8 protein-coding genes are annotated in these 13487 nt (G+C 51.4%); 1 reads left to right on the top strand and 7 read right to left on the bottom strand.

Going from position 1 to position 13487, the window contains the following annotated elements:
• Positions 1 to 2 precede the first annotated feature (2 nt).
• Both TREPR_RS13770 and TREPR_RS13765 read right to left on the bottom strand, forming a co-directional pair.
• Positions 3 to 1142 carry an ABC transporter substrate-binding protein gene (locus TREPR_RS13770; RefSeq protein WP_015708942.1) on the bottom strand — a complete coding sequence of 380 codons (1140 nt, stop codon included), beginning with the start codon at positions 1140 to 1142 and terminating at the stop codon, positions 3 to 5.
• Between the two features lie 119 nt (positions 1143 to 1261).
• A complete protein-coding gene (locus tag TREPR_RS13765; RefSeq protein ID WP_015708941.1) occupies positions 1262 to 1975 on the bottom strand; it encodes an energy transducer TonB in 714 nt (237 codons plus the stop codon).
• Between the two features lie 268 nt (positions 1976 to 2243).
• On the opposite strand from TREPR_RS13765, the gene TREPR_RS13760 reads away from it, so the two are divergent.
• A complete protein-coding gene (locus tag TREPR_RS13760; RefSeq protein ID WP_015708940.1) occupies positions 2244 to 3008 on the top strand; it encodes a DUF364 domain-containing protein in 765 nt (254 codons plus the stop codon).
• Positions 3009 to 3024: 16 nt separating this feature from the next.
• On the opposite strand, the gene TREPR_RS13755 is transcribed toward TREPR_RS13760, so the two are convergent.
• From TREPR_RS13755 to TREPR_RS13735, 5 genes are all read right to left on the bottom strand, one after another.
• The gene (locus tag TREPR_RS13755) at positions 3025 to 5085 is read right to left on the bottom strand and encodes a TonB-dependent receptor (RefSeq protein ID WP_148257316.1); all 2061 of its coding nucleotides are present in this window, start codon (positions 5083 to 5085) and stop codon (positions 3025 to 3027) included.
• A gap of 21 nt (positions 5086 to 5106) precedes the next feature.
• The gene (locus tag TREPR_RS13750) at positions 5107 to 6936 is read right to left on the bottom strand and encodes a fibronectin type III domain-containing protein (RefSeq protein ID WP_015708938.1); all 1830 of its coding nucleotides are present in this window, start codon (positions 6934 to 6936) and stop codon (positions 5107 to 5109) included.
• Positions 6937 to 7012: 76 nt separating this feature from the next.
• Positions 7013 to 9445, bottom strand: a complete 2433-nt coding sequence (locus TREPR_RS13745) for an Ig-like domain-containing protein (RefSeq protein ID WP_015708937.1) — start codon at positions 9443 to 9445, stop codon at positions 7013 to 7015.
• A 128-nt stretch (positions 9446 to 9573) separates the two neighbouring features.
• Positions 9574 to 11649, bottom strand: a complete 2076-nt coding sequence (locus TREPR_RS13740; protein WP_015708935.1) for a beta propeller repeat protein — start codon at positions 11647 to 11649, stop codon at positions 9574 to 9576.
• Positions 11650 to 11674: 25 nt separating this feature from the next.
• Positions 11675 to 13420, bottom strand: coding sequence for an FIVAR domain-containing protein (locus TREPR_RS13735; RefSeq protein WP_015708934.1), 1746 nt, complete (start codon positions 13418 to 13420; stop codon positions 11675 to 11677).
• Positions 13421 to 13487: the final 67 nt, after the last annotated feature.

The raw sequence follows: 13487 nt of genomic DNA, 5'->3' as shown, positions 1-13487 counted from the left end.
GCCTATTTACCCGGACCACCCGCAGAAATACTGTTTGCGGTCAGCCGCTCATACCGTTCCCGGCTGAGTTCCCGTCCGTAAAACAGCCGGTAGTATTCTGCGGTTTCGGTGTATAGGTCGTATTGAGCGTATTGGGGGTAGAGGATTTTCCCCAGCCAGAGCATACCTATGTAACGGTTTATCGACGGGGGGGTACCCATCCAGTTATAGGGACCCTGGGGAACCTCGTAGTAGGCCCCGGTGCGTATAGCCCGGAGCTGCTTCCAGGTAGGGTCCGCCGCGACGGAACTATACACGCTGTCCGGACCGAAGATGATCAGCTCCGGATCCCAGAGCAGTATCTGTTCCAGGTTGGTTTCATTGCCACTCCCCCGGGAAGAGGGATTATCCACCACCGCCTTATTGTTGGCTATCCAGTCCAGGACTTCCGTATGAAAGGACCCTGCGGCGAGTACGTTGATACCCCTAGGTCCCAGGCAGTAGAGCAACTCTTTTTTATTATTTCCCGCCTTAGCCACAATGTCATCGACTCGAGAAAGGGCTTTTTCGCAGAAAAGGGCGAGTTTTTCCCCCTGTTCCTCTCTGTCCAGGAGTTGGCCCAGGGTGCGGAACGCCTGCGGGGTGCTCCTGAGGGTAGCGGTAATATGGATGGCCGGAATGGCGATAGACTGGGTGATGGCATCCATGTCCTGGGCGATGCTGTCCTTGGGCTCTCCGATATCGATAACCAGATCCGGCCCTATCCGGGCGATTTCCTCGGGGTTAAGGTCCCGGGAGCCGTAGAACTGACCCACCACGGGCAGGTTCATCAGGTAATCCGGGACAAATTCCGCCTGGTCAGGAGAATAGGCGGAGGAAACGGTGCAGATCAGATCCGGCGCGATTGCCAAAAGGAACATCTGAGCCAGGCTGCCCGAGGGAGAAATCTTTGTGATCTTCCCCGGAATCTCCAGGGTCCTCCCGCTGGAGTCCGTAAAGGACCTTGTCCCGGACACGGTCTCCGAAGGCTGGGGCGCCGAAACATCCTTCCGCGGCGCGGCATTTAATTGAAGACTGAGCGCCAGGAATAGGACACTGCAAAGCAGGCCCCGGTAAAACAAAATAGAACGATTAGGGCGATATTGATTGGTATTGTACTTCATAAAACCATTATACCGGCCAAAACCTAACTGTCAATGCTTAAATCACTGTTTTGTTATGTGCCGTTTGGTTGAGTTGGTCAAAACCCGTGGGCCGGCAAGCGCCGGGGTCTGCTAATACCTCAATGCAGCCGGAAGGCCACGGGTATAAGCAGCCGGGCTTCCGCCGGAGGTCGCCTGAATGGCGCTGCGGCATAGATGGCCTCCACCGCTGCGGCGTCCAGAAGCGCCGACCCGCTGCTTTCGCTTACCCTAACCCCGCTTACCCGGCCATCCTCGTGAATGGTGAAGATTAGTTCCGCAGTTCCCTGAATGCCGGTGCGCCGCGCCTGGGCCGGGTACACTAGGCTGTCTCGGATGCGGCGCTGGATATAGTTGTAGTTGCGGCTAAGATAGGCTGCGGTTTGGGGGGAATTTCCAGAGGAGCTTCCCGCGCTGCTTCCATCCCCGGCTTCAACCGGGGACATCCCCGCAGGGGAACCGGCTGAAGCCGGGGCGGCAGAGCCAGGCTTATCCTCAGGGCTGTCCTCCAGGGTGATAAAATTTTCCGCAAGGGATTGGGAAGAAAGTTCAGCGTCAGCCTCCTCGGTAGGCGCCGGGGGGATTTCCGTTTGAGGATCCATGGGTATTTCCGGCGCCGTCCTTGGCCGGGGATCGTCCCGAGGCGCTTCCGGGGGTTCTGCCAGGGCGAGATTGACCAATGAGAAGGCTTCCCCGGAGGGTTTCTGCTTCAACGCCGGGGAAACAGGCATGGGAAAAGCCGAAAGGATAAAAAAAATCAGCCCATGAATGACCATAGAGACACAGATTATCAAGGGCCACAGATTTTTTTTCATGGAGTATTGCTTTATACACCACTTTATAGTTCATAATGAAGCCTCAACCAAGGGCTCCGGTAAAATAATAGTCCCACCGGAAAATTGGAGAGGAATTCCGGCGGGACCGAGGCCGATTACTTTTTTTCCATAATTTGTTATAGTCTGGTTTTATAATTTTGTCAAGAAAACAAACAGGTTTTATTTAGTTTTATATGATATGTACTTGTTTGGTTAGTATACTATACTAATCTTCTTTGAATTGTCAGGTTTAGCAGGAGGAAATAGGATGGCAGAAAATACGAATCCCTGGGCGCTCTATGATTGTCTTATAGCCGCGATACCCCCGGAACATAAGGCCGATGAGGCAATTTCCGGGGAACATTGGAGCTATGTCCGTTCCGGGGATCGGGTTGGGCTGGCCATGAACCTTGGCCATCTATCGAATAACGAAACCCGCCCCCGGACCCTCCCGGATTCCTGCCGGGGTATGGCCCTGCGGGACCTGGCGACGGCGGCTAAATCCTGGAATATTGCCGAAGCAAGCCTGGGTGTGGCGGCAATTAACGCCTACTGGAACTCTCCGGAGCATAAGAAGGTCAGATCTGCCCTTGCTGAGGAGGATATGAGCGCCTTTGAAGCCTGGAAAGGCCGGGTTGCAGGCAAAAAAGTGGCAGTGGTTGGCCATTTTATGCACCTGGAACGGATCCTGGGGCCGGTTTGCGAGCTCTCTATCCTGGAAAAACGCCCCGGCCCGGGGGATTACCCGGATTCCGCCTGTGAATTCATCATCCCTTTCCAGGATTTTGTCTTTGCCACCGGGGTTACCCTGGTCAATAAGACCCTGCCCCGGCTTCTGGAGCTTTCCCGCCGACAGGGAATGATCCTGACAGGTCCTACCACGCCCCTTTCGCCCCTGCTCTTTGACTTCGGAGTGCGGGACCTCCAGGGCCTGGTGCTTACCGATCCGGATCTGTGCCGGGATGTGATTACCGGGAAACGGGAGGGGACCATCTTTGACGCGGGGAAACGGGTGGGCATAGCCCGGGGCTGAGTTATATCCGGAGTGCTCAGTATTTGGCGGTCAGGCTTATATTAAACGATCGCCCCGCCAGGGGCCAGTTTTCACGGATTTCATAATATTCATCAAATATATTTTCTACGCTTGTGGAGATGGTGCAATACTTGGTGATGCCAAGTACCAATTTGATGTTCCCCAGGAAGTAGCTGTCCAGCTCATTTTTTCCTGCGGTGTCCGCGTACCGGGATCCGATAAATTCAATGCGGGGAATAATGGAAAGCTGGGTAAGCCATTTTGCTTTATCCGGCGCCTTGGTAATCAGGTTTATTACCACATAAGCATTGGTCGTGATTTCAGGATAATAATCAAGTTTCAGGACGCCCTGTAGGCTGTTGTTTATCGTATATTTATTATATGAAAATGAAGCGCCACTGCTAATAAAGCTGTTGATAAATAATTCCGGAGAAAATTCAAATCCGTAAAATGATGTGGAGTCAAGGTTTCTGGCATAATCAACCTCCACAGGGGGATATTCAGGGTTTGGCAGTTTTATATTTACAATTTTTCCTGTCATGATGCTGTAATAAACTGCGGTGTTTATCGTAAGTTTTTCGAGTATGGCGCCCTGGTATCCAAATTCAAAATGATTGGCGATTTCAGGGCCCAGGTTCGGATTTGGGAGTTTCCTGCCAAAGCGGGTCGAATACCTGTCCGACATGGTGGGGAAATGATTTTTCCGCGCATAGCTAAGGTGCAGTTCATGGGATGTAGTAAGCTTGTAAAAAAGACCGGCCTGCCAGGTATACAGAAACATTGGTTTTGTTTTAATGACATAATAATGGTCCCCCAGGGCTTTCATAAATTCATTTTCATCCCCATAAAAATCAATAGGCACAAGGGAATTAAAACCACCTCCCAGATTTACTGTCAGGGGTTCCCAATAGTTCATTGAATACTCAGCCCCAAACGACCAGGTATCTTCATTCACATGGACCTGTTCTTCTCCGTCAGACAGGCTTTTATGATCCTCTTTAATATAGGTAACGCCAGAGCGGACAGTATTCCAACTGTTAATATCCCACCCAAACTTGAGGTGTCCCCCTGCGGTATACTCATCATAATCCGAAGGTTCGTGATGAATACCAAGGGTATAGGCTTTCCAGTTATAGTATTCTATTAAGCGGTTATCGTATTTATCAAAATAGGCCAGGGCTTCAATATTCCAAACATCCGCCGTATAGGTCCCGTTAAGGGAGCTGCTCTGTCTATTCCAAACCGGCCAGTCCCATATTTGATACTCCCTGGTCCGTGTTTCCGGGGTTGAAAAACCCTTGTCTGCCGTTTGATAAACCCAGTTTGCCCATATATCAAGTTCGGGAAACGGAGTAAACCCTGCTAAAAGCGTAATTTTAGTATCCTTTGAATCAGACCAGAGCCGGTCTCCTTTTTCCTGGGGGTTATATTTTGTGGGTTCAAAGTCCCCGGGCAGGCGAAAATGGTTTATATCACGGTATTGAGCCACAGCTTTTGTGTAAAAATATTTCAACCTGCTGCCCAAACTCAGGACATGGGTGGAATCGGCGTATTTTCCAATACTGTCAAAATCTAAACTTGTTTTTACAGATGCTTCAAAACTATTCCGGGGCTTTGCAGTACGCATAAGTATGGCGCCCCCCAGAGTATTTGCCCCCAGCAATTCGTCGCTATACCCTTTTTGTATATCTATACTCTCCAAGTCTCCGGTTAAAAAACGGGCGGCATCTCCCTCACCCCTGTAGGGGTTTGCCATAATTATTCCGTCAATATAAATGGGGACAGCATCGGCGCCGTATCCCCGAACAGTAAAATTTGAATCATTACGGCGGCCCCCGCCTGAGAGGATTACGCCGGGGACATAACGCACCGCCTCCCATAGATCTGTAACGCCGTCCCGTTCCATCTCTTCCTGGGTAATATGTTCCGGCGTATCCCGCACATCTTCTACCCTTGCTTCGGGCAGCCTGATTGCTTCATCCGCTTCTACCCCTACTTCATCCGCCTCTGCTGCGAACAGGGTGGTTGTCAGAAAAAAGGTGCAGAGCACTCCAAGAACCGCACCGTATCTTACCATTGTAAACTTACCACAGTAATTCTACCATAGGGGAGGATCGTTGTTTATCAAATTGCCCGGTTCCCAGGGCGGGGGTAGGGGGACACCGCCTTCTATTTTGACCCGGCCATCAAGTTTTGGAGTAATTACAGACTGATCATAAATGTATTCCGATACGGTTTTCCACATTTGTATAGGGAATATTTTTTTATTTGTTCCGTATAGGGGAAAGGTGGTGTACCATTCGCCCCGGGCCAGGTAATCGGTGGTTAGAATACGGTACTCCTTATTTACATCAATGGGTTGTCCGTTAATTTTCAGGGTACCCTCTTTAATCCAGCCATGATAGTAGGGCTCTGAAGTTCCGCGGATTATCTCATCCGGGCTTGTCCATTCGGAAAGTTCAGGGGGCTTATAATACTGAATGGTATACCGTGCTTCGGCGGATACCATGATGAACCAGCCGGTATTGGAACTGCCATGCCCGGTATGGGGGACATCGGCTACATCGTTAAACAGCTCAATAAGCCTGTCGCCTTTCAGGGTAATTAAACAGGCCTTGTCTGACCGTCCATCGGGAGTGACTGCGTTCATCATGGTTCCGATGCTTATAGACCCCTTGGGAAGGGGATTGTTAACAAAACTGCCATTAAGAAACACAAAGTCAAATATTTCTTCGGGATAATTGTTTCTAATGTACCATGCGGCACCATCACAAAAAAGGTTGCCTATGGCGGCTTCCTGGAACCGGGTAAGCCGGTCTGTGCTTGGCCTGCCATTAAAAAACCAAACACTTGGGGGTAAATCAACGGCAAATATGAAATCTGCAGACGCCCTGCCCAGCTCAAATTGTAAATTGTTATAATTGATTGCTGGTTTTGCCACCGGGGCCGCTGTCGCCGCCTCACTGGGAGCTGAATTTCCCTTTGAATTGCTTGACTGTACCCATACATAATAGCTTGTACCATTGATAAGTCCGGTAATTTCGGTGCTTACTATTGGGGTGTCTGCCGGAACAGTATCGGTGCGTGTCACCGATTCAGAAAAATTATTGCTTGTGCCATAAGATATGGTATAGTGCGGGACCCCGGAAACCTGATTCCAGGTTACAAATATTTTTTTATTTCCCACGGTCAGGGTTGGTTTTTCCGGGGGCTGCGCAGGAACGCTTACTGCCGACTGTGGCGTTCCATTAGTTTTTGTATAGGGTGATTCACCTGCGGTATTCACTGCCTGTACCCAGAGGGTATAGGCAGTAGTATTAACGAGCCGGGTATCATCGGCTAGTTTAAAAACCACCCCACCGGATTTTGTCTCCCTGTTGGGCACTTCCATTACCATGGTTCCGTCCGGGGGGGATTCTTCTGCAGAATCGCCGGGTATACAGAAAATTTTATAGGTAAAAGCATCGGTAACAGAATCCCAGCTAAGTTCCAGCATTTCTTCAAGGGCCTTCAGGGTGATGTTTCCCGGTTTTTGAGGCGGGGGAATGGGGTTGGTATATTCGGTGGGGCTAAAGTCTGATTCTCCCAAACCGGGGAAGAAGGTCTTTACCCACACATAATAGGTAACGTAGTTTTTAAGGCCCGTAATAGTCGATGTTACCAGGTTCATTTCAGGCGCTTCCAGATATGCCCATTGTATTGCTGAACCGGGGTTAGGGTTTGTGCTGTAATACACCGCGTAGTACGGCGCCACCCCCTGGGCGGAAGCGACTTTACTCCACTGGACAACAATTGATTCATTTCTTGCGGTAAGCTGTATGGACTTCGGCCCGGATAAGGGAAGCTTGTCCTGTTCGGGATTTGATTCACAGGAACTGAAACACAGGGCGATAAAAAGCAGCACCCCCGGGATGATCGGGTTTTTCATAGTTCTCCTAAAAGGTGACAGTCACCATTTTAATCGATAAATATTTATCCACAAAAAGGTGACTGTCACCTTTTTGCTATTCAATAAGTGAATACGCGGCTTTTCCTTCGCCGCCTACCATAACAAACCTGCTGTCTCCGTAGGCAACACCTTTGATTGGCGTACCCGCAAAGGTGGTGTCCCCTATGGCTGTCCAACTTATGCCGTCTTTGGAATAGGACGCATTCCCATTGTTATCCCCAGCCAGAAAAAAACCGCCTCCGAACTCAATAGTGGGGCTGCCGTTTCCCGTCTTAAGATGGGGATCCCCGCCCTGGGTCCAGTGAACACCATCGATGGACCAGGCGGATTTGGCGTCATAGCCGTCCATGCCGCCCAGGGCGACAAATTTACCGGCCCCGAAAACCATACAGTCAATGAACCCTGAAGGCCCGTCGAAGATGATCTCCGATGGTGCGGTATTTCCCTGTACGCCTTGCCAATTTTTACCATCCCCAGACCAGGCGGTGTGTCCCCGGCCTCCGCCCATGACAAATATGCTGTTACCATAGGCTACGGCGTTTATATACAATTGATTTGCGCTGCCGTTATCAAAAGTGGTCTTATCTAAGGTGAGGACGTTCCAGTCCGTACCATTACTGCTCCAGGCAGCCTGGCCGTGCTGTCCGCCTACAACGTAAGTGCCGTTCCCATAAGCGAAACCCTTTGTACCGAATCCTATTTCTGTTACCGCCCAATTTTCGCTGTCCGTAGAATAGAGGCCCACTTTAACCCCGCTGCCTCGGGTGACCAAAAATTTATCGTTTAGATAAACTATTTTGCCAACATAGCTGTCAAAGGGATCGATGAGTAAATCCATGGGCGACCAATTATCGATACCGTTTGACGAGATGGAGATAACCGGATGCGCGGCTGCTCCCTGGGCATAGGGTCCGCCGCCGGCAATGAAGCCTGTACCGGCTCCGTAGCTTACGCTGTTGATAGAATCGTTTTCCAGGCCGGCAAAGCCGGTAATGGTGATTGCCGTCCATGTTGATGGCGTGGGACCTGACGGTGTTGTTACGGTTATCGTTGCAGTGCCGAACTTGCTTGTGTCTGCGGTTGATATTGCCGTTACCGTCAATGACCCCGAGGTCTCGGTGGTGGCTACGGTGAGCAAACCATCTGTGGAAATCGCAGTTCCCGTGTGAGCCCCATCGACAGACCAGGTCACGGTCTTTGCCAGGTCTCCTGTTGCCTTGACCATAACTATGAATTTCAGGGTTGTACCCCGTTGCATTGATGCTGTTGCAGGGCTTAATGCCACAGATTGTACCATCGGTACTGCTACGCTTACAGTCGATGTGTTAAACTTGCCCGAGTCTGCTGTGGAAACTGCCTTCACCGTCAGAGTCGCTGCGGTTTCACCGGCGCCAACACTGAGCAGCCCCTCTGCGGATATGGTGGTTTCTGCTGCAGCAGCTCCATCCACTGACCAGATAACAGTACGTACTGCATCACCGGTCACGCTGACATTGGCGGTAAAGCGCTGGGTACTACCCTTATGTACCGATACTGTTGAGGGGTTTACGGTCACGGAGTGAATCTGGGGTGGCTGTATTATAGTAACAATGGCTGTGGCTGATTTGGCTGTATCCGCCGTGGAAACTGCTTTCACTGTCAGGATTACCGCGGTTTCGTCGTTGGTCACGGTCAATAAACCTGTTTGGGAAATTTCGGTTCCTGTGGATGATCCTTCCACAGACCAACTTACAGCAATTTCCTGGCCTTCATTATCAACAGCGGCAAATTGCTGGGTCTTACCGGGATCAACAGAAACCCTTACGGGATTTAGGGCTATTGAATGGGACACCGGCGCCGGCGTTACGGTTACAGACACAGCATCGTATCTGGTTTTGTCCGCCGTGGACACCGCCATTACCGTCAGGGTCTCTGCGGTTTCCCCGGCGGCCACGGTCAGTAAACCATCCCCGGAAATCGTAGTATCATCACTGGTGTTCCCGGTAACGGACCATGTCTTAGTTGTTGCCAGATCCCCTGTCACATCAACGTGGGCTGTAAATTGCTGGGTCTCGCCCTGTTCAACTGTAACCGTATTGGGAGTTATGGTAACGCCGCTTACCGAGGGGACCCCTAAGGCCGGTGTTACCGTAATGATGGCGACAGCGGACTTGGCTGTATCAAAGGTGGATATTACCCTTACCGTCAGGGTTTCGGCGCTTTCATCGGTGGCCAAAGTGAGTAAACCTGTTTGAAAAATTGCGGTTCCCGGGTGACCTCCTTCAACAGACCACAGCACCCCCTCATGGGCGCCGTTTATTGCCGACACTGATGCGGAAAACTGCACTGCTTCGCCCTGCTTCACCGAAGCTCTCAGGGGGCTTATGGAAATATTTGTTACCGATGATGAGGGCGAATCGGTTTCGCACCCCAGGATACTCAATCCAAATACCGGGACCAGCAGCAGGGCCAGCCCGATAATAATCTTGGTAATAACTTTCGTTTTCATAAGCTGCTCCCTAAAAAAGCAAATCGCCCTTTCAGGCGATCTGGTGCCAGGCACCTTTTTGGATAAAATGGAAAGGGATACCCGGGAATTAAGTAAGTTCCTGGGCATCCCTTTTACCGGAAAATCTGTTACGGCCGGGAAATCATGGCTTTCGGGCTGCCATCGCCGCCGGTAATAAGCCATGTGCCGGTGTCGCTATAGGCTATACCGTTCACATAATCACCATTGGCAAAAGGATCATTATGGTAACCGCCGTTAACCTTGTTCCAGGTACCCAGATCGGAAGTGTAGGCTATACGTCCGCCCTGGCCGCCTACACACCAATACTCGTTGCCATAGGCTACAGCCTGAATCCACACTTTGGTATTTTCACAGGCCGGGTCCGTCGGACTGTCAAAGTGCCATAGTTCATGCCAGGTCCAATCTGTCCCGTTGGCGGTACTTGCCACGCCATATCGCGAGACCGCGAGAAAGTTTCCTCCGCCAAAGGCAATCTTTTTAATGGTATTGGTGCTAAAGAAACTGCCGGTATTGGTTGTAGTACTGGTACTGGTCCAGCTTGTTCCATCCGGGGAATAAGCGGAAGTGCCGTTTGCCCCTACAGCAATGAATATACCGTTACCATAAGCTACGCCGTTTATAGTGGCCGAACCAAATGTACTTGTTTCTACTTTTTGCCAGTCCACTCCATCAGTGGAGCGTATCATTGTCCCGCTAACTCCGGCAATGATGTATACTCCACCTCCCCAGGCTATGCTGTAAAATTCAGTCGTGGCCGCAACAGTTTGGGTTACCGCTGTCCAGGTAATGCCGTCTACTGATGTGGCAATTTTTCCGCCCTTTCCTACGGCCCAAAAGGAGCCATTCAGGTACGCTAAATCTTTAATATAATTGGCGCCAAAGGTCGTTGCATCTTGGGTTATGGTAGTCCAGGCAACTCCGTCTGCCGAATATGCGGCGGACCCGTTATTATAGTCGGAGGCAACAAACTTACCATTGCCCCACACCACATCGCTGCCGCCGCCACCTATAACATAGGGTGAAACGGGGGCCCAAATACCCGGTGAGTTTGGCTCTATTACCTTTACAGTAACGGTGCTCACGATGGAACGGTAACCGTCTTCGTTCACCGTAAGGGTAAAGGTTTTTTCACCCCCCCCAGTGGGAATAGCGGTAGTGTCTACGGTAAACACATCCAGGGTATCGGACGGGGTTGAACCATCCACGATAGTAACCGCTTTGGTTATCGAACTGCTGTCGGTACCCCCAATGGTAATAGTCTGTAACGCGTTTTTTGCGGCGGTAAAGTACACCGAAGCGGTGGTATTCGGAACAGTAAGAAACCGGAGCTGCGCCGCTGTGCCGGGATTGAAAGGGATACTCAAGGCTATATGGGAGCCAACAGATGCCGTTTTGCCTAACACAATGTCCGGGGTAAAGGGTATCACGCCGGCTGTTGAACTCACATAGCCTGATATTGTTGCATCGTAGCTGAGTTCTGAATCCAGCCCGTCCATGATGGACACCGCATACAGGCTCCGGGCTATGCTGCTGGCATTGGTAAGCAGCCGTATATCCACAGTGTACCGTCCCGCATCAAGGGAAAGGCTGCCGGTAAGAACATTATCGGTAAAGTCGGCGGTGACTAATTTTCGCACCCCATCAACAAAAGCCTCATCTTCGATACCCGTCTCCCCGCTGTCAAGCCGGGTGATGGTGATGCTGCTGGCGGCGCTGGCACTGGTGGAAAGGGCAGCAGCGGTTTTGGTCACCGTGTATTTAAATTCACCCCTGCCGGTTCCTACAGGTAAAAGGAAAACAGTGGTACTGCCCGCTGTTACAGCCCCATAACTATTAATGCTTATGTCATTGGTCGCTTGGGCCACCGGGCTGCTCAGCCCTTTCCGATAGGCCTTAGCCGTAAGCTGCCATGTTCCTGCGGGCAGGTAGAAGGTGGCGCTGCCGGTTTCGGTCTGTACCGGGGGGATATCCTCGGACGGTGTGGGGGGCACGGCACTAAAACTGAATTCCACATAGGTAAAGTCGTCTGATGCCGGCATGATCGACCGTGCGGTGGAGCCGCCGATTTCCACGGTAATTTCATGGGACCCTGAAGGCCTATTACCTTGGTCCAAAACATTTTCGCACCCTACGGCCAGGATCATGGCCATGGCCGCCATCACAATAATTGCCTTTTTCATCATATATACTCCTTAGTATTCCTGTTCATTAGTTTTGAAGCTTGAAAATCCAGTTTCCTGTGCAGAGGAGCCCATCTTTTTTCGCTTCGACGGTCAGGGTGAGGTACGAATTGTTCCCGCCGCTGGTGGGTAGCCCAAGTACCAGATCCGTAGAGGCCAATTTGGTACTGTTGTTAAGATACCAGGCTATGTCCGTCCATCCCGAGCCAATCGAAACTGTGTAGTGACTGAGCCTCGTTACAATGTTCACCGTTGGTGATTCTGAAAGCGCCTCTGCCCCATGGTAAAGGGTAATGGTGATATCCTTGACCGATCCGGTGGTGCTGTTAAACCCATACTTGCTAGCGCCTTTAAAGACGTTTATTGCCGTAGTAAGGGCTATTTTTGCATTATCAACATCGGTCTGGGGCTGTGTGATATCGGTCACGTCCACCACCGCTTGTGCCAGGACAATAGCGTCGCTTAAATCATCCTTGTACGTCTGAGAATTTACCCATTTTTTATATATAGAAACCTCAGTGCCGTCAGTCGAAACCTCGGTATTGGTCAGTAAGCCCTGGGCCTCAGTGATAGCCCTGCGAAGCGCCGCTTTATCGGCCAATGATCCTGCGCTGGAGGCGCTGGTAAAGGTGGTCTTTGCGGTATTTAAGGCCGTCAGCGCATCATCGAACGCCTTTTGCAGTGCGCCGCTCGTTTCAGCCGCTGTTTTGGCGGTAGTAATCGCGCTGTCAAAGGCAGTTTTGGCTGCCTGGAGTGCCCATTTTTGACTGGTAAGAACATCCATTCCATCTGTGGAAACTTTGGTGCTCGCCTGTAAACCTTCCGCCTCTGCGATAGCGCTGAGCAGTGCCGCCTTGGCGCCGGTTCCGGCCTGGGCGGCGGTGGTAAAGGTGGTCTTTGCGGTATTCAGGGCTGCCAGGGCGGCATCAAACTCCGCTTGCAGGGCGCCGCTTTTGTCCGCCACTGTTTGCGCCGCGCTAATCGCAGTGGTAAAGGTAGTCAGGGCTGCCTGGGTTACCCATTTTTCACTGACCAGCACATCTGCCCCGTCTATCGAAACTAGGATGTTTTCCGGTGTTTTCTCCGCCGCTGTGATAGCGCTGAGCAACGCCGCCTTGGCGCCGGTTCCGTTTTCTATGGCGTTGATAAAGACGCTTATGGCAGTATTCAGGGCTGTCCGCGCCTCATCGACCGCAGCCTGTGTGGCGTCTTGCGTACCCGCCGTGGTTTGAGCAGTGGCAATAGCGTTGGTAAGGGCAGTTTGGGCCGCCTGGCTTACCCATTTTTCACTGGTAAGCAGATCCGCGCCGTCCGCCGAGACTGCGGTATTGTCGAGTAATTCCTGGGCCTCAGTGATGGCCCTATTAAGGGCGGTTTTATTGGCTACGCTGGTTCCGTCTCTGAGGGCGTCGGTAAAGGTAGTTTTGGCGGTATTCAAGGCTGCCAGGGCCGCATCGATCTCCGCCTGGGTGGCGTCGCTTTTGTCCGCTGCCGTTTGAGCTGCGGTAATCGCGGTGGTAAAGGCAGTTTTGACCGCCTGGGTTACCCATTTTTGGCTGGTATGCACATCCGCACCATTTGTTGAAACTTCAGTAGCATCCCGCAATTCTTTCGCCTGAGTGATACCGCTGATCAACCCTGATGTATCGACACTCAGCGGCCCGGGTGTGGGGTCTTCAGTAGCGTTTTCGCAGCCCGTTGCGAGCAGCGCAGCGGCGATTAGGCTCGCCGCCAGAAGCCGGGTAATACTACCCCGTGCTGGACATTTTCTCATAAATAGCTCCTTCTTTATTCCAAAACGCAACTCAAGGGAGTTGACGTATTTGTTTCTATTTTAGTTT

This window comes from Treponema primitia ZAS-2, from assembly GCF_000214375.1.
GTDB classification, from domain to species: Bacteria; Spirochaetota; Spirochaetia; order Treponematales; family Breznakiellaceae; genus Termitinema; species Termitinema primitia.
This window is presented reverse-complemented; position numbering and strand designations above follow the sequence as displayed.

Bases quoted from the DNA above. Each gene is read 5' to 3' on its own strand.
- TREPR_RS13765 (WP_015708941.1), bottom strand. From the start codon at position 1,975: ATGAAAAAAAATCTGTGGCCCTTGATAATCTGTGTCTCTATGGTCATT.
- TREPR_RS13770 (WP_015708942.1), bottom strand. From the start codon at position 1,142: ATGAAGTACAATACCAATCAATATCGCCCTAATCGTTCTATTTTGTTT.
- TREPR_RS13755 (WP_148257316.1), bottom strand. From the start codon at position 5,085: ATGGTAAGATACGGTGCGGTTCTTGGAGTGCTCTGCACCTTTTTTCTG.
- TREPR_RS13740 (WP_015708935.1), bottom strand. From the start codon at position 11,649: ATGATGAAAAAGGCAATTATTGTGATGGCGGCCATGGCCATGATCCTG.
- TREPR_RS13745 (WP_015708937.1), bottom strand. From the start codon at position 9,445: ATGAAAACGAAAGTTATTACCAAGATTATTATCGGGCTGGCCCTGCTG.
- TREPR_RS13760 (WP_015708940.1), top strand. From the start codon at position 2,244: ATGGCAGAAAATACGAATCCCTGGGCGCTCTATGATTGTCTTATAGCC.
- TREPR_RS13735 (WP_015708934.1), bottom strand. From the start codon at position 13,420: ATGAGAAAATGTCCAGCACGGGGTAGTATTACCCGGCTTCTGGCGGCG.
- TREPR_RS13750 (WP_015708938.1), bottom strand. From the start codon at position 6,936: ATGAAAAACCCGATCATCCCGGGGGTGCTGCTTTTTATCGCCCTGTGT.